This is a genomic window from Rhizobacter sp. OV335, from assembly GCF_900142965.1.
Lineage (GTDB): Bacteria > Pseudomonadota > Gammaproteobacteria > Burkholderiales > Burkholderiaceae_C > Rhizobacter.
On record NZ_FRCQ01000014.1, the window covers coordinates 1 to 15,670 of the forward strand.

General features: G+C 68.0%; 12 protein-coding genes and 2 pseudogenes. 6 read left to right on the forward strand and 8 right to left on the reverse strand.

Features of this window, described 5'->3' with window-relative positions:
• Together BUE42_RS33025 and BUE42_RS15850 are read left to right on the forward strand one after the other, a co-directional pair.
• A pseudogene (locus BUE42_RS33025) lies at nt 1–375 on the forward strand (hypothetical protein); the annotation flags it as partial.
• A 28-nt stretch (nt 376–403) separates the two neighbouring features.
• Nucleotides 404–2,647 carry a LamG-like jellyroll fold domain-containing protein gene (locus BUE42_RS15850; protein ID WP_073466207.1) on the forward strand — a complete coding sequence of 748 codons (2,244 nt, stop codon included), beginning with the start codon at nt 404–406 and terminating at the stop codon, nt 2,645–2,647.
• Between the two features lie 48 nt (nt 2,648–2,695).
• Here the strand turns inward: BUE42_RS15850 and BUE42_RS15855 are convergent, their stop codons facing one another.
• The 7 genes from BUE42_RS15855 to BUE42_RS15885 all read right to left on the reverse strand — a co-directional run bounded on the left by BUE42_RS15855 (nt 2,696) and on the right by BUE42_RS15885 (nt 10,489).
• Entirely contained in the window at nt 2,696–3,664 is a 969-nt protein-coding gene (locus BUE42_RS15855; RefSeq protein WP_073466078.1) for an ABC transporter substrate-binding protein, read from the reverse strand.
• Between the two features lie 74 nt (nt 3,665–3,738).
• Nucleotides 3,739–4,743, reverse strand: a complete 1,005-nt coding sequence (locus tag BUE42_RS15860) for an NAD-dependent epimerase/dehydratase family protein (RefSeq protein ID WP_143171531.1) — start codon at nt 4,741–4,743, stop codon at nt 3,739–3,741.
• On the reverse strand, nt 4,740–5,879 hold the full coding sequence (locus BUE42_RS15865; RefSeq protein WP_073466080.1) for a mannitol dehydrogenase family protein: 1,140 nt from the start codon (nt 5,877–5,879) through the stop codon (nt 4,740–4,742). Before BUE42_RS15865 ends, BUE42_RS15860 begins: the two co-directional genes overlap by 4 nt.
• Before the next feature lie 11 nt (nt 5,880–5,890).
• A complete protein-coding gene (locus BUE42_RS15870) occupies nt 5,891–6,901 on the reverse strand; it encodes a zinc-binding alcohol dehydrogenase family protein (RefSeq protein WP_073466081.1) in 1,011 nt (336 codons plus the stop codon).
• Between the two features lie 19 nt (nt 6,902–6,920).
• Nucleotides 6,921–7,865, reverse strand: coding sequence for an ABC transporter substrate-binding protein (locus BUE42_RS15875; protein WP_073466082.1), 945 nt, complete (start codon nt 7,863–7,865; stop codon nt 6,921–6,923).
• A 64-nt stretch (nt 7,866–7,929) separates the two neighbouring features.
• The gene (locus BUE42_RS15880) at nt 7,930–8,913 is read right to left on the reverse strand and encodes an ABC transporter permease (protein ID WP_073466083.1); all 984 of its coding nucleotides are present in this window, start codon (nt 8,911–8,913) and stop codon (nt 7,930–7,932) included.
• Nucleotides 8,914–8,929: 16 nt separating this feature from the next.
• Nucleotides 8,930–10,489, reverse strand: a complete 1,560-nt coding sequence (locus BUE42_RS15885; RefSeq protein ID WP_073466084.1) for a sugar ABC transporter ATP-binding protein — start codon at nt 10,487–10,489, stop codon at nt 8,930–8,932.
• Nucleotides 10,490–10,702: 213 nt separating this feature from the next.
• On the opposite strand from BUE42_RS15885, the gene BUE42_RS15890 reads away from it, so the two are divergent.
• The 3 genes from BUE42_RS15890 to BUE42_RS15895 all read left to right on the forward strand — a co-directional run bounded on the left by BUE42_RS15890 (nt 10,703) and on the right by BUE42_RS15895 (nt 14,131).
• Complete coding sequence (locus BUE42_RS15890; protein ID WP_235002388.1) at nt 10,703–11,395, forward strand: FadR/GntR family transcriptional regulator; 693 nt, start codon at nt 10,703–10,705, stop codon at nt 11,393–11,395.
• A gap of 343 nt (nt 11,396–11,738) precedes the next feature.
• Nucleotides 11,739–11,951 carry a hypothetical protein gene (locus BUE42_RS33030; protein WP_159445428.1) on the forward strand — a complete coding sequence of 71 codons (213 nt, stop codon included), beginning with the start codon at nt 11,739–11,741 and terminating at the stop codon, nt 11,949–11,951.
• Nucleotides 11,948–14,131 (forward strand): dockerin, encoded by a 2,184-nt coding sequence (locus BUE42_RS15895; RefSeq protein ID WP_073466086.1) that lies wholly within the window; start codon nt 11,948–11,950, stop codon nt 14,129–14,131. The genes BUE42_RS33030 and BUE42_RS15895 overlap by 4 nt, the downstream gene beginning before the upstream one ends.
• Nucleotides 14,132–14,300: 169 nt before the next feature.
• On the opposite strand, the pseudogene BUE42_RS34300 reads toward BUE42_RS15895, so the two are convergent.
• Nucleotides 14,301–14,521 (reverse strand): annotated as a pseudogene (locus tag BUE42_RS34300) (hypothetical protein); the annotation flags it as partial.
• A 122-nt stretch (nt 14,522–14,643) separates the two neighbouring features.
• On the opposite strand from BUE42_RS34300, the gene BUE42_RS15905 reads away from it, so the two are divergent.
• Nucleotides 14,644–15,639 carry a DUF535 family protein gene (locus BUE42_RS15905; protein ID WP_083614181.1) on the forward strand — a complete coding sequence of 332 codons (996 nt, stop codon included), beginning with the start codon at nt 14,644–14,646 and terminating at the stop codon, nt 15,637–15,639.
• Nucleotides 15,640–15,670 lie beyond the last annotated feature (31 nt).

The following is a 15,670-nucleotide window of genomic DNA, read 5'->3' on the forward strand; positions in this document are numbered from 1 at the left end:
AACCCCGTGCCAAATTGTGCGAATCGCGGCCCCGGCCCGTTCTACCTGGACGAGAACAACGTCACCACACCGAATTTCAACCAGGGCATCAACGATTGGAGCATCGTGCGCAGCCACCTGGGCGGCCTGCCGATCCTGTACTGGCAGACCCCCATGGGTGTGCCCTCGACGACCCCCGGCGGAACACCGAAGCACTATCGGGACAACCACGTCCAGTACATGCTGACGCATCCAACCCAGTACGCGGGCAACGGCACCTTCGCGATCGTCTTCAGTCCCGGGGACGACACGTCGGCGGACATCACGAACGACGGCGGCCAGTTCGCGCGCCTGTCCAAGGCCTACCTGGCCAACCCCGCTGCGTTTCCCCGCTGAGCTCAACGAGGAGAACCAGGACGTGAACGTGTCGAAGACATTCCCGGAACGCACCGACCTCGGTCAGTTGCCCGATCCCGCACGGCGTGCGCTCTCTCTGGGGCTGGGCCTGCTCCCGATGTTCCCGCTGCTGTCCGGATGCGGCGCGGGCGCCGAGGACACCGGCCAGTCCGCGCAGGCTCGAGGCCAGGGGCGAAGCCCGTCCGCGAGCGTCCCCGGCTCGGTGAGCGGCGTCTTCCGTCACCCGGGACTGCTGGTCACCGATGACGACTTCGCGCGCATCCGCGAGCACATCAAGGCCGGCCAGCAGCCGTGGACCGGCTGGTGGAACAAGCTGTGCGCCGACCGCGCCGCCAGCCTGGATGGCAAGCCCAATCCGCTCGCCGGTGTCTATCGCGCCGACAGCAGCAAGTTCGCGATGTACCGCGACATCCAGCGCGCCTGGTGCCTGGCGCTGCGCTGGCGGCTGTCGGACGACACGCGCTATGCCGACAAGGCGGTGGAAACACTGGATGCGTGGGCGAACACGCTGAAGGTGATCGGGACCGTGCCCGAGGGCTCGACCGCCCATGACGACCACACCTTCATCCTGCTGGCCGGCATGCAGGGCCACCAATGGGCCCAGGCCGGCGAGATCATGCGTGGCTACCCCGGCTGGCCGCCCGAGCGCCTGGCGCGCTTCCAGGAGATGCTCACGAGCGTCTTCGTCGGCATCTCGTCGCGGTTCCTCAGCGGGCCGCACCCGGGTTCCCACGCCAACTGGGACATGGCCTCGTTGTGCGGCACGCTGGCCATCGGGGTGTTCTGCGACCGGCCCGACCTGTACCGGCAGGCCTGCGACTACTACGCGGCGAACAACCGCGGCAAGCTGACGATGTTCGGCAATGGCTCCATCGTGCACGCCGTCTACTTCATGCACCCGGGTCACTTCGGGCAGTGGCAAGAGAGCGGCCGCGACCAGGGCCACTCGACGCTGGGCATGTCGCTGGGTGGCGACCTGCTGGAGATGGCCTGGAGCCAGGGCGACGACCTCTACGGGCTGTACGACAACCGCTTCCTCGCGGGAGCCGAATACGTGGCCCGCTCCAATCTGCTGGACGAGAACGGCAACACGTACCCGATGCCGTATGCACGCGAGCAGAACCCGCCGGAACCCCACACGTCGCTGTGGACGGAAGTGAACCAGTCGTTCCAGCACAAGAGGAACGCCTGGGAGCCCATCTACAACCACTATGTGAATCGAATGGGCCTGGCAGCGCCCAACGTCGCGCGCATGGTGCCGCTGTGCGAGCCGAACTATGGGTCCAGCGGTGGCGACGACGTGGTGTTCCCGACCCTCGTCCACCGCCGCCCGGCCTATGCAGGGCCGATGAAGCCGCCGTCCGGCCTGACCGCCCCGGTGCGCGATGGCCGCGCGGTGCTGTCGTGGTGGGGCAGCGTCGGCGCGACGTCCTATGTGGTCAGGCGAAGCGCCAGTGCCGATGGCCCCTTCACGGACCTGGCCACGGTCGCGGCCAACGAATTGCTCACCCACACCGACGCCGCGCCCAGGAGCACCTGGTTCTACCAGGTCACCGCCCTGGGCAGCGGCGGCACCAGCGCCAGCTCGGGCTCGGTCCGGGCCTCGGTGTCCGGCGAGACGCGCTTGTCGATGCCCCTGAACGGCATGAACGGCACCGGCACCGCCGGCACGCTGCTGACCCCGGCCGGCAGCAGAACCACCATCGAGGGCACGTTGCTGGACGGGGCGACCTGGGGCGAGGGACGCCTGAACAACGACAAGGCCGTGGCGTTCGACGGCAAGGCGGCCGGCCTGCAACTGCCGCCGGGGATCTTCAGCGGCCTGGACGATTTCACGGTGTCGCTGTGGGCCTATGCGAATTCGCTGCGCTGGGACAGCTGCCTGTTCTTCGCCGGACACGACGGCTTCTCGTCCATGCGGATCGCGCCCAAGGCCGGCCAGGGGCTGCGTTTCGGGATCTGCGGCGCAGGGCACAACGACGAGCAGGTCGTCGAGGCGCCGGGCTTCCTGCCCATCCGGCGCTGGGTCCATGTGGCGGTCACGCTCCAGGGCAGCACCGGGCGGCTCTACGTCGACGGCACCGAGGTGGCGAGCTCGGACGCCATCCTGTTGTCGCCGCGTCAGGTTGGCGATCAGGTGGCCTTCCTGGGGCGCAACTGGGGGCATCCGTCGTTCGACGGCCGAATCCAGGACTTCCGCGTGCACGCGGGCGCGCTGAGTGCCGCAGAGGTCGCGGCGCTGATGCAGTGACGGTGCGCAGGGGTGTCGATGGCCGCACCGCCGGGTTGCGGCTGACGCTCAGTACTTGCGGTTCGGGAACTCCTTGGCCGCGACCTCCTGCGGGAACACCCCCTCGTTGGTCTTGATCCAGCGCGGCAGTGTTTCACCGGCCGCCGCCTTCTTGGCGGCCTCCATCAGCTGCGGCCCGAGCAGCGGGCTGCATTCGACCGACACGTTCATCTTGCCGGCCATCATGGCTTCGAAGGCGCCCTTCACCGCGTCGACGCCGATGACGAGGATGTCCTTGCCCGGCTTCAGCCCCGTCTCTTCGATGGCCTGGATGGCGCCGATCGCCATGTCGTCGTTGTGTGCGTAGAGGACGTTGATCTTCTTGCCCTCCGCCTTCAGGAAGGCCTCCATCACCTCCTTGCCCTTCGAGCGCGTGAAGTCCCCCGTCTGCGACCGGACGACCTTGTAGCGCGGGTTCGTCCTGATCACCTCCTCGAAGCCCTTCTTGCGGTCGTTCGCCGGGTCGGAGCCGACCGTGCCCTGCAGCTCGACGATGTTGACGTCGCCCTGCGTGTCCTTGGTGTGATCGAGCAGCCAGCGGGCGGCGCGCCGCCCTTCCTCGACGAAGTCCGACCCGACGAACGAGGCCCAGGTCGTCGGGTCCTTGACCTCGACGTTGCGGCTCTCGAGGATGACCGGAATCTTCGCGGCCTTCGCTTCCTTCAGCACCGTGTCCCAGCCGGTCGTCACCAGCGGCGCGAGGATGATCACGTCGACCTTCTGCGCGATGAAGGCCCGGATCGCCTTGATCTGGTTCTCCTGCTTCTGCTGCCCGTCGGAGAACTTCAGCTCGACGCCGGCGGCCTTCGCCGCGGACTTCACCGATTCGGTGTTCGCCGTGCGCCATTCGCTCTCCGCGCCGGTCTGCGCGAAACCGATCACCAGCCGCTTGCCTGCGGCAGCGCCCAAGCCGGGAAGCAGCGACGCCCCCGCCGCGGCGAGCAGCGTGGCGACCAGCGTTCTCTTGTTCATCTGCATGATGTCTCCTTCCGATGGAACAGAACAGGCCGGCATGGCGGAATGCCACCCGGGTCCGAGTGATGCCGTGGCCCTCAGCCGGGGTACCAGACGTGGCGCGGGTCGTCGACGGCGCGGCGATACGACCACGCGGCCTCGACCAGCCTCGCCATGTCGTACTTCGGTCGCCAGCCGAGCAGGAACCTGGCCTTGGTGTTGTCGAGCCAGGTCGAGTGGTACGGCGTCTTGACGGGCACCAGCGGCACGCCCCGCGTGCGCGCGAGGTAGTCGCCCAGCGCGCCGTAGTCGACCGGCTCGTCCATCGCGATGTTCATCAGCTGCTGGCGCGCCCGTGGGTGATCGACCGCGGTGCAGATGGCGTCCACGAGGTCGTCCACATGCACGAAATTCCGCTGCACCGGCACGCCCGCCTCGTCGAGCATCACCGGGACCGCGCCGCTGGCGACATGGGTGGCGGCCGCTTCGGCGCCCACCAGCTCGCACCAGCGCGGCCCGCCGAACACGTCGGGGCCGAAGGACAACTGGAACCTGAAGTCGTCCTTCTCCATGATCCAGGGGGCGCGCAGGCAGCAGCCGTTGAGGCCGTACTGGACGAAGTACTGCTGCAGCATCACTTCTTCGAGCACCTTCGACAAGGCATAGCAACCGGGGTAGGCGCTGTGGGCCTGCGTCTCGACGACGGGCACCGGGTGCGGGTAGAAGAAATGGCCCACGCCGGCATCGCCGCCGACCAGCAGGAATTGTTCGAAGCTGGCGCTGCTGCGGCAGGCCTCGAGCAACCAGAACATGCCCTTCACGGCCACGTCCATCACGTCGTCAGGCGTTTCCTTGCTGGTGGCCAGGTGCAGCACGTGGGTCACGCCGTCCAGCGCGCGGTCGACGTCGACGCGGTTCTGGATCGAGCCCTGCACGCAGTCGAGGCGATCGTGCGCGTCGAGCGGCCGTCGATGCGTGAAGGCGCGAAACACGAAGCGGTCGAACGCCGGGTCGTGCAGCGCGCGCGCAAGAAAGGCCTGCCCCACCTTGCCGGCCGCGCCCGTCACGAGCATCCGGCCCCTGCTCTCACCGGTTCGCTTCATGAATGCAGCTCCTCATCGGTGGCCATCGCCGCTCTCAGCCGCGTCTGCGTCGGCGGCAATCCCAGCTTGTCCGCATGCGACAGCAGCAGGCCGATGCGCGCCTGCTTCTTCGACGGGTGGTTCTGCGCAATGTCGGCCAGCCGGTGGGCCAGGAAAGGATTGAGCAGGCGATCACGAAGCACGATGAGGTAGTCGCGCGCGTCGCGGCCTTCGCCGAGGGCGTCGAACACCGGCATCACCTCGTCGCGCCAGACCGCTTCCAGCTCGGCGCGCAACAGCGCATCGCCCAGGGCCTGCAGCACGGTTTCATCGCGCGGCCGCCCGCCGGCCAGCCAGCGTTCGGCGAGAAACGTGTGGCCGAGGTTCAGCAGCATCAGCTTCAATCGCTCGAAGCGCCCCAGTTCGTCGGTCAGGACGATGGCCGGATGCGTGCACGGCAGCACCATGCCACGCTGCCGCTCGATCGCCCACAGGGCATACGGCTCGGCGATCGCGCCGACCGGAACCAGCGGCTCCGACACGATGCGATCGACCAGCGAGTTGACCCACACGCATTCGTCGTGCAGGTAGTCGATGAAGGAGCCCGGCGCCTGCCACGACTTCGCGAGTTCGCAGACGATCGCGCGCAAGGTGTCGCCGTTCCTCGGCACGAGTTCGCAGGGGAACAGCGACGGGCCGCCGCCCGGCTGATGCCGCCAGCGGCGATACAGCAGCACGGCCAGCTTCGCCGGGAAGCTGCGTGGCGCGACCGTGCCACCGGACAACAGCGACGGCCCATCGGCGGAATCGAGCGCGTAGCCGCGTTCGCCCGTGTTCGACACGATGACGCGGACGTCCGTGGCGACCGCCTCGACGATCTGCGGCCAATGGGTGTCCGCATGCCAGGCCTGCCGCACCGAATCGACGCGCACGGTCTCGCACAGCCGGCGCCCGTCGAGCAGGCCGCGCACCTCGACGGGGTAGCCCGCGCCGCCGGCCAGCGCCGCCGTGCGTGCCGTGCTCTGCGCGCTGCCCGTCGTCTGCACGACGGCGATGCCGCCGAGGGCCTCGCCCCGCGCGAGCGCCTGCGACACGAACAGGTCCACGTGCGCCTGCAGGAAGCGACCGGTGCCGAACTGAAGAATGGGCAGCGCCATCGTGCGACCCCTCAGCACTCGACGATGGCCTTGACCACGCCTCGCGACGGGTCGAGCAGCTGCACGAAGTCGGCGGGCAGGTTCGCGAGTGCGAGCCTATGCGTGTTCAGCGCCGCGTGCGGGATCTGGCCGGCGCGCATCGCGGCGAGCACGGTCTCGAAATCCTCCATCGTGGCGTTGCGGCTGCCCAGCAGGCTCGCCTCGCGCTTGTGGAACTCGGGATCGGCGAACGCGATGTTGTCGCGCACGACGGAGACCAGCACGTACTTGCCGCCGTGGGCGATGAAGCGAAAGCCGCGCTCCATCGCGCGGGCATTGCCGGTGGCATCGAACACGACGTCGAAGAAGTCGCCGCCGGTCAGCCGCGACAGCTCCGCTTCGTCGCTCGGGCCGATCACCACGCCGGCATGCGCTCCGAGGTGCTCGCAGCAGAAGTCGACGCGATCGCGGCGCGTGTCGAGCGCGGCGACGGTGGCGCCGCGCAGCACGGCGAACGTCACTGCCGCCATGCCGATGGGCCCGGTGCCGACGACCAGCACGCGCTGGCCGGCCTGCACATCGCCGCGCCGCACGGCATGTGCGCCGATGGCCAGGAATTCGAGCATCGCCGCCTGGTCGAGCGTGACGCCTTCCGCCTTGTGGACAAAGGCTTGCGGAACGCTGATGTACTCGGTGAAGGCGCCGTCGCGGTGGACGCCCAGCACCTGGATGGCCACGCAGCAGTTGGTCTTGCCCTGGCGGCACGCGATGCAGCTGCCGCACGACAGGTAGGGCATCACGAACACCGGGTCGTCGACCGCCAGCGCGCTGCCGGCGGGCGCTTCGGCCACGGTGCCGGAGAACTCGTGGCCCATCACGCGCGGGTATTCGAGATAGGGTTGGTGGCCGGTGAAGATGTGCAGGTCGGTGCCGCACACCCCCACCCGCCGCACCCGCAGCAGCACCTCGCCTTCGCCGCGCAGGGGCATCTCCCTGTCCACGACACGCAAGGTGCCCGGGGTGTCGCAGATGACAGTCAGCATGACGCTCCCTTCGAGTCGCTCAGTACAGGACGTTCTTCGCTTCGGTGGACTCGATGTTCTTCTTGGTCACCATCACCACACCGGTGTCGCGGAACTTCGGCACGGTCTTGCCCTGGCTCGCTTCCACCGCGGTCTTCACGCCCAGGTGGCCCATCTGGTAGGCGCTTTGCACGGCGATGGCTTCGAGCGTGCCATCCTTGATGAAGCCCTGCAGGTCGCCGTTGCCGTCGAAGCCGATGGCCACCACCTTGCCTGCCTTGCCCGACTGCACGAGCGCGCGGCCCATGCCGATCGCGGTCGGCTCGTTGGCGCCGAACAGGCCCTTCAGGTCGGCGTTCGCCGCGAGCACGTCGGTGGTCTGGTTCAGCGCCGTTCCCATCTGCGAGTTCGAATAGAACGGGCCCACGACCTGCAGCTTCGAGTGGGTTTCGATGTACTTGCGGAAACCTCCGACGCGGCCGATCTCCGAGCCGGAGCCTGCCGTGTACGACATGATCGCGATCTTGCCCGTCGTGCCGACCTTGTCGATCAGGGCCTGCGCGCACAGCTCGCCCGCCTTCTTGTTGTCGGTGGCGAGGAAGGACTGGTAGTAGTCCTTGCCCGCGTCGCTGGCCGCGGAGTCGATCAGGATCACCGGGATCTTGGCCTCCCAGGCCTTCTTCATCGCCGGAATCAGCGCATCGGGATCGGACGGCGCGAGCACGATGGCCGCCACCTTGCGGTTCACGGCGTTCTCGACCAGCGCGACCTGGCCGGCGAGATCGGTGTCCGACGCCGCGCCCTGGAAGCTGGCGGTGTAGCCCTTGAGCTCGCCGGCGGCGGCGGTCGATCCCTTCTTCACGTTCTGCCAGAAATCGGAGTTCGCGGTCTTCACGATGACGGCGATCTCCTTGTCTGCGGCCGATGCCGCCGAGGCGGCGAACAGGAACGTGGATGCGAACACGGTGGTCAGGATTTTCTTCATGTCAGTCCTCTTGATGAACGAGCTTGTCTCTCTCCGATTCCCGGGCGGTCCTGCCGGTGAGGTGTCATCTGCGATGACGCATCTGGTCGATCCACACGGTGAGCAGGATGACCAGACCGATGATGATTTGCTGCGTGAAGGCAGACACGCCGCCCATGTTCAGGCCGTTGCGCAGGATGCCGATCACGAAGGCGCCGATGACGGTGCCCGATATCGTTCCGACGCCGCCCGACAGCGAGGTGCCGCCGATCACCGCGGCAGCGATCGCGTCGAGCTCGTACATCAGGCCTTCGCTCGGCTGGGCGGTGACCAGGCGCGACATCAGCACGCAGCCCGTCAGCCCCGCGAGCGTTCCCGACAGCACGTAGGCGAAGACGGTGACGCCGCGCACGTCCACGCCCGACAGGCGCGCCGCTTCGGTGTTCGACCCGATGGCATAGATGAAGCGGCCGAGCGTGGTGCGGTTGAGCAGCACCGCCACCGCGACGGCCAGCGCGATCATCAGCAGCACCGGGTAGGGAATGCCCGGGAACACGACGTCCGGAAAGCCGTCGGCGCCGATGTTGACGATGCGTGCCAGCGATCCGTTGCCGAGTGCCGCGAAGCCGTCTCCGAGCCCGCCGATGGCCTTGGCATCGGTGATCTGCAGCGCCACGCCGCGCGCGACCATCATCATGCCCAGCGTCGCGATGAACGGCGGCAGCCTGAGCAAGGTCACGCACAGGCCGTTGACGAGCCCGCACAAGGCCCCCACCACCAGCCCGCACAGCATGCCCAGCGGCACCGGCAGGCCCGCCTTCACTGCCAGCGCCGCGACGACGCCCGCCAGCGCGAGGATGGCGCCCACCGACAGGTCGATCCCGCCGGTGATGATCACGCAGGTCGCGCCGATGCCGAGGTAGGCGATGGAGGTCACCTGCAGCGCGACCGTCATGCCGTTGCCGACGGAGAAGAACGAATCGCTCACGAACGAGAACACCGCGGTGAGCGCGATCAGGCTCGCGAGCGCCGCGAACTTCTGGAACAGGTCTTTCTGCTTGTCGGTCATGGGGTGCCTGGCCTGGTCATGCGGCCGCGCGTGCCGGCCGGCCCGAGGCGAAATGCATGATTTCTTCCTGTGAGGTGCTGCGCGTGTCGAGCGTGCCGGTGATGTGCCCGGCATGGAACACCGCCACGCGGTCGGTCATGCCCAGGATTTCGGGCAGCTCCGAGCTGATGAGCACCACGCCGATGCCCTGCGCGGCGAGTTCGTCGAGCAGCTGGTAGATGGCGTACTTCGCGCCCACGTCGATGCCGCGCGTGGGCTCGTCGAAGAACAGCACGCGCGAGTCGCGGAACAGCCATTTGGCGATCACGACCTTCTGCTGGTTGCCGCCCGACAGCAGCCGCACCAGCTGGCGCGCGGACGGCGTGCGGATGGCCAGCGAGTCGACGAAGCGCCGGGCGGACGCCTCTTCGTCCTTGAAGCGGATGAAGCCCGCACGACCCGACACCGCCGCCATGTTGGCCATGCTGACGTTGTGCACCAGCGGCATGTCGATCGCGAGGCCGTCGTGCTTGCGGTCTTCCGACAGGTAGGCGATGCCGTGGCGGATCGCGTCCCGCGGCGACCGGATGCGCAGCACCTGGTCGCCCAGCTGCACGGTGCCGGCGTCCGGCAGGTCGGCGCCGAAGACCGCGCGCGCGGCCTCGGTGCGCCCGGCCCCCAGCAGCCCCGCAAAGCCGAGGATTTCTCCGCGCCGCAGCTCGAAGCCGATGCCTTCGAACACCTGCTTGCGCGCCAGGCCACGCACTGACATCAGGACCTCGGTGGTCGGCACCCGCGTGGCGGGCGGGAACTTGTCTTCCAGCGGACGGCCGACCATTCGCTCGACGATGCTGTCGACCGTCGTCGCGGCGAAGTCATCGGTGCTCACGTGGCGGCCGTCGCGCAGCACCGTCACGCGGTCGACGATGTGCGCCATTTCGTCGAGCCGATGCGAGATGTAGACCACGCCGACACCGGCGCGCTTGAGCTCGTGGATGACCTTGAAGAGTTGCGCGGTTTCCGTCTCGGTGAGCGACGAGGTGGGCTCGTCCATGATGAGGACTTCCGCATTCAGCGACAGCGCCTTGGCGATCTCGACCATCTGTCGCTGCGCCACCGACAGCGTGCGCACCTGCTGAGCCGGGGCGATGTCCACGCCCAGCCGCTGCAGGCAGGCCGTCGCGCCGGCCTGCAGTTTCGCCCGGTCGATCCACCAGCCCCGGCGCGGCTCGCGGGCCAGGAAGATGTTTTCGGCCACCGACAGGTGGGGCACGAGGTTGAGCTCCTGGTGGATCATCGCGATGCCGGCGGCCTCGGCCTCGCGCGTCGACGCGAAGCGGGTCCGCGTACCCTTGAACGCGATGTGGCCCTCGTCGGGCTGCAGCTGTCCGCTGACGATCTTCATCAGCGTCGACTTGCCCGCACCGTTCTCGCCGCACACGGCATGCACTTCACCGCGGCGCAGCTCGAAGCTCACGCCCTGCAGCGCGGTCACCGCGAGGAAACGCTTGCCGATGCCGTGCAGGCTCAGCAAGGGTTCGGGCGCTGCGCGGCGCGGCGAGTCCACCGTGCCGGCCGGCTCTGCGTGAAGCTGCAAGTCGTGTCTCCTGTCGGGTTTCGGGTTCGGGCCGCCGTTGGTTTGGTCAAACCACCTTACCAACGATTTTCGATTTGGCCTGACCAAAACTCTCCAGGGACCTGGGACATTCCCTGAACGTGCCATGGCGCTTGTGCGTTCCAGGGCGGCATCGGGCAAACGATGTCGCTATCATGGTCAGGCCAATTTTCCGGACCCGCCATGACCCTCCAGTTGAAGCAGGTGGAGCCCCGCCGGCTCTACCAGCAGATCGCCGACCAGATCCGCGAACTCATCCAGCAAGGCGGTTTCGACACCGGCACGCGGCTGCCGCCGGAGCGCGACCTGGCGCAGCAACTGGGTGTGTCGCGACCCTCGCTGCGCGAAGCCCTGATCGCGCTCGACGTCGAAGGCAGCGTGGAGATCCGCAGCGGATCCGGCGTGTATGTGTGCCCCCGGGCGGAACGTGCGCCCGAGACGACGGCCGCGCTCGGCGAGAGCCCGAGCGAGCTGATGCAGGCGCGCGCGGCATTCGAAGGTTCGGTGATCATGCTTGCGTGCGTGCACGGGACCGAGCCGGCGCTGCTGCGCTTGCGCGAGATCGTCAAGGGCATGCGCAGCGAGGTCGCCAAACGCCGCACGCCGATCGACCAGGACCGGCAGTTCCACCTGACCATCGCCGAGATGAGCGGCAACTCGGTGATGGTGCGGATCGTGGCGGAGCTGTTCGACGAACGTCACAGCCCCATCTCGGCCAAGATCAGTTCACGCTACGAGAACGCCCGCACGTGGAACCTTGCGCTGAAGGAGCACGAGGCCATTCTTCGCGCCATCGAAGCGCGCGACCCCCTGGCGGCGCAGTCCGCGATGCACATGCACCTCAAGCTGTCGGAGGAACGCTGGGTCGGTGCTGACGGAGGAGCTTGAGGGCGTCGAATTTCGTCGCTCTGGCGCAATTTGCGGCACTTGCGGACCCGATTCGGCGTCTTCCGATTCACGTTGATTTTCATCCTGTTGCATGACGTCTCGCTGCGACAACGCGCCGCGTGGCGTCCGTCGACTCCGCAAGTTTGGTCAGCTTTGCTGACAGCGCGACTCACACACTGGCGCCGAAATCGAGGGCGCTGCATGTCGAGCGACATGAGCGTGCCGCACTGACTTTGACGCAACAGGATCTTCACGATGAGCATGCCAAGCCAACGCCCCAAACGCGCCACCGCGACAAGCGCACTGCTGTGCGCCATGGTGCTGTCTGCCTGCGGGGGAGGCCATGACTCCGACACCGCTGCAGCACCGATTGGGTCAGCACCTGCACCTGCACCTGCACCTGCACCTGCACCTGCACCTGCACCTGCACCTGCACCTGCACCCTCACCTGCACCCTCGCCTGCACCTGCACCCTCGCCTGCACCTGCACCCTCGCCTGCACCTGCACCCTCGCCTGCGCCGGCACCAGCCCAGGCCACCCCCTGGAAGAGCGTGAAGTTCGGCGGTGGCGGCTACGTCACCGGCCTCGTCTTCCATCCGGGCACCGCCAACCTGCTGTACGCGCGCACCGACGTCGGTGGCGCCTACCGCTGGAACCAGGGCGCGTCGTCCTGGACGCCCATCACCGACGGCCTGGGCTTCGGCGGAGGCGAGGAACGGTTCCACGGCATCGAAAGCATCGCCGTCGATCCGAACAACGACAAGCTCGTCTACCTGGCCGCCGGCATGTACACGTTCGGTGGCAATGGCCGCCTGTACATCTCCAGCGACCGCGGTGACCACTGGACCCACGTCGGCCTGCCCTTTCCCCTGGCGGGCAACAGCCCCGGCCGGGCCATCGGCGAACGCCTGACGGTCGACCCCAACAAGCCCTCGACGCTGTTTTATGGCTCGCGCACGGCCGGCCTGTGGAAGAGCGTCGACTCGGGCCTCACCTGGGCCCAGGTCACGTCGCTGTCGAGCGCCAAGTTGACCCAGGATCAGGTCAATGACTTGGGCGTCGGCAGCGCGATGGGCGTCGAGCTGGTGGTGCTCGACACCGGCACCAAGGGCAGCGGCTCGGCCACGCAGACGATCTACGCGGCCATCGCCCCGGACTACGTCGGCACCGCGGGCCTGGGCTCGAACCTGTACAAGTCGACCAACGGCGGCGCTTCGTGGACCGCGGTGTCGACCCCGATCTCCGGCTACCACATTCCGCACATGGTGCGCGCTGCGGACGGCATGTTCTATGTTGTCTTCACCAAGGATCCAGGGCCGGGCGCCTCCGGCCCCGCCGGGCTCTACAAGTTCGACGGCACCAACTGGACCTTGCTGAAGGACCCCAACAGCGGCGGGACAGGGACGGGCTTGGGCCTCGGCGGCCTGTCCGTCTCCGGCACCGGCACGAGCACCCGCATTGCATTGGGCGTGACCAACTCCTGGGGCAATTACAGCGGCCAGCAGGTCATTCAGTGGTCCGCCGACGGCGGCAAGACCTGGCGCGAGATCGCGGCGACCATGCCGCGTACGCCGGCCGACGGCGCCTTCTGGGGATGGCCCGACGACGTCGAGATCGATCCGCTCAACCCCGACCGCGTTCTGCACGTCCATGGCGGCGGCGCCTGGGAAACCCGCAACGCTTCCTCGTCAACGCCGAGTTGGAACGAGGTCGTCGAGGGGATGGAGGAGACTGCCGTCCTGAGCCTCGCCACGCCGCCGGCCGAGGCAACGTACACCGTGATCAACAGTTCGGGCGACGTCGGCCCCTGGGTGCACGCGGATCTCGCGACGAAGCCGACCCTGACGCCGGGCACCAGTTGGAGCAACGGCTTCGCCGCCGACATGGCGTGGTCCGACCCGCTCTACATCGCCAGCATGGGCGTCGTCCTCGGCACCGGTACCGCCTTCGGCGTCTGGTCCGGCGACGGTGGCAAGACCTGGACGCCGTTCGCCACCCTCGCTCCCGGTGCCGCGGCCAACACGAACGGCGAAGCAAGCATCGCCGTCACCGCGCGCAACAAGGCGGTCTGGGCGCCCGCGTACTCGGTGCCGTCCTACACCACCGACAACGGCGCCACCTGGGTCCCGACCAATCTGCCGCCGGTCTCCGACATCTACCCCCGCGCCTACCATCTGGCCGCAGATCGCAAGAACCCGAACAAGGTCTATGCCTACGATTCAGGCGCCAATTGGTGGGGCACGCCGGGCAAGGTCTACGTGTCGACGAATGGCGGCCACACGTTCACGCTGAGCCAGAGCTCGGTGACCGCTGGCCTGGCCCCCAACTACTTCGCGAACACCTCGCTCGTGGTCAACCCCAACACCGAGGGCGACCTCTGGCTGGCCGACGGCAACGCCGTGTACCACTCGGTGGATTCAGGATCGACCTGGACGAAGCTGAGCCGGTTTGCGTCGATCACGGGCAGCAACGCGTGGCCCGACGTGCAGGGCGCCACCGCGGTGGCGCTGGGCAAGGCCAAGGCCGGCGCTGCGTACTCGGCTGCGGTCTACGTGGTGGGCGTGGCGGGCGGCGTGTGGGGCGTCTACCGCTCCGACGACGGCGGCACCACCTGGTCGCGCTTCAACGACGACGCGCACCAGTTCGGCGGCATCGGCGCGATGGCCGCCGACCAGAAGGTCTATGGCCGGATCTACCTCAGCGGCACCGGCCGGGGCTTTCTGTACAGCAACTGAACCCGGTCCGCTCCGCTGGTCAGAAGCTGGCCCAGTCGTCGGTGCCGGTGCGCGCCACCGTCACCGCGGCGCTCGGTGGGGTTGCGCGCGACGTCGGCCTGGCCGGGGCTTGCCCGATGTTCCGCGCCGCCGGCCGGCAGCTTGAAGACGGCCACGGCCTGCACCGCGGAACGCCCACGCTCTGCTCGCTGCTGGCGGCGCTGATCTCGCTGGCGATGTCGGTCACGCGCTGGATGGCAGCTGACCACCTCGGTCATCGTGACGCCGGCCTGGCCGACGAGCGTCGTGCCTTGCTCCCTTTGCCGCCTCGGCCGAACGGCCGGTCAGGCTGACGGTGGAGCCGAGCTCTTCCATCGAAGCGGCCGCCTGGTCGAGTGCCGAGGCCTGCTCACGGCGAAAAACGACACGCGAGACGCGAGACGCGAGACGCAGCAAAACCAAGGAAGCCCAAAGAAAACAAGGCTTCCGCAACATTTCCTGATGGTAAAGTTTTGTACAAATTCAGTCGCCGAATGGCGATTCGCGGGGCGGGAGGAGACCAGAGGATGTTTGCAGCAGCGGCGCAAGCCCGAGTGGATTGGCACGTCTTGTTCCGCAGCACGGACGACGGCGCAGGCGGGAGGTGGGCGACGTACAGGCGGGCTGTCAAGTTCTTCTGGCGCTTTGCGCTGCGCAAGGCCGGCGTCCAGATCTGCCGGGTTTCCTTGCATCGCCTCAAGCTGGAGCACGGTGCGCACTACCCGATCGAAGTGAGCCTGCGGCCGTTGCGGCCGTACCTCTGCGATGGCCTGAGCGTGTCTGACCGGGCAGCCTGCGTCGTGTCCCATTTCAGCTGGTTGCATGCAACGCTCCGGTCGGACACCTGCCGGGCGCTGTGGCAACGACAGTGCCTGCTGTTTCCGCTGGCGTCCGAGACCTGCACCGACGTCTCGCTCGTGCTGCGGCAGTCGGCCTCGCAAAGCCGCGAAGGCGAGCTCAGCTTCGACCTGCTGTTCCAGGGCCAGCGCCTGGTGTCGACCAACTTCAGCATCGTCGGCGCCCGCGCGGCCGGCATCGCCGGCGAGGAGCGCAGCGTCGCCCTCATCGCCGGTTTCCAAGGGGTGCGCGGGACCGAGGCGCTGATGCGCGAACTGGGCACGCAACTGCACCGCCTGCGGCCGTCGTCGCTGCTGCTGTGTGCATTGCAAGGCGTGTGCGCGGGCTGGGACCTTCCGGCACCGGTCACCGTCGCCCAGCAATCGCACGTGTCGGCAGGCTATGCGCGGCGGCGGAACATCCAGCTCGACTACGACAGAGTCTGGACCGAGGCCGGCGCGGCCCGCCTCGGTTCGCGCCATTGGCAACTGCCGGAAACGCCGGGGATCCGGCCGGACAGCGAGGTGGCATCCAAGCACCGCGCCCAGCACCGCCGCCGCAATGCCACCAAGCTCGCCTTCTTCGAGGCCTGCCGGGAGGCCGCATCGGCCATGAAGCGCAACAGCGTTGCGTCGGCCGCCACGATCGGCTGATGCGACGCCGCTGCACCTCTTAAGCATCGGC

Bases quoted from the DNA above. Each gene is read 5' to 3' on its own strand.
- BUE42_RS15855 (WP_073466078.1), bottom strand. From the start codon at position 3,664: ATGCAGATGAACAAGAGAACGCTGGTCGCCACGCTGCTCGCCGCGGCG.
- BUE42_RS15860 (WP_143171531.1), bottom strand. From the start codon at position 4,743: ATGAAGCGAACCGGTGAGAGCAGGGGCCGGATGCTCGTGACGGGCGCG.
- BUE42_RS15865 (WP_073466080.1), bottom strand. From the start codon at position 5,879: ATGGCGCTGCCCATTCTTCAGTTCGGCACCGGTCGCTTCCTGCAGGCG.
- BUE42_RS15870 (WP_073466081.1), bottom strand. From the start codon at position 6,901: ATGCTGACTGTCATCTGCGACACCCCGGGCACCTTGCGTGTCGTGGAC.
- BUE42_RS15875 (WP_073466082.1), bottom strand. From the start codon at position 7,865: ATGAAGAAAATCCTGACCACCGTGTTCGCATCCACGTTCCTGTTCGCC.
- BUE42_RS15880 (WP_073466083.1), bottom strand. From the start codon at position 8,913: ATGACCGACAAGCAGAAAGACCTGTTCCAGAAGTTCGCGGCGCTCGCG.
- BUE42_RS33030 (WP_159445428.1), top strand. From the start codon at position 11,739: ATGACTCCGACACCGCTGCAGCACCGATTGGGTCAGCACCTGCACCTG.
- BUE42_RS15905 (WP_083614181.1), top strand. From the start codon at position 14,644: ATGGCGATTCGCGGGGCGGGAGGAGACCAGAGGATGTTTGCAGCAGCG.